The organism is Lyngbya sp. CCY1209 (assembly GCF_055795065.1).
Genome location: NZ_JAYFER010000258.1, coordinates 1 through 456 on the forward strand (window position 1 = coordinate 1; position 456 = coordinate 456).

Sequence of the window (456 nt, forward strand, 5' to 3'; positions counted from 1 at the left end):
ATTGTGGCTACTTGTTTGTTGTACCATTGGTTTTTTGACTTAAGATGCTTACCATCAATAATGAAACTTGTCCCTACATTAGAAACGCAACTTAACCAGTTATCAACTCCGTGGTCTATACCTAAAACTTTGTTTTTGTCTAACTGAGGTTGAGTCGCTTTTAACTCATAAACCCATTCGACATAAAAGCAACCATTGCGAGGTAGAATCCTAATCTCCCTGATTTCTTTAAACTCAAGATTTGTCGGAAAGTCTAGGAAAAAACTATCAATCTTAAAAAGGGCTTTGACTTTCTTTCCTAAAGGTAATCTTACCCTGCCTTTTTCTAGTTTTAAAGCTTGTTTGGGATAAGTTACTACTCCCATTCCTCCTTTTTTGCGATACTTAGGCAGTTGAGGTTTGTTTGCTAATTCCCCCTTATTGTACTTCTTAGAAAGTTCTCGATAAGACTTAAAT

1 protein-coding gene is annotated in these 456 nt (G+C 35.7%); it reads right to left on the reverse strand.

Annotation, left to right across the window (positions count from 1 at the left end; translation table 11 throughout):
- The coding region (locus AC0QHF_RS07085; protein ID WP_324703496.1) for a transposase at positions 1 to 456 on the reverse strand (456 nt) is incomplete at both ends.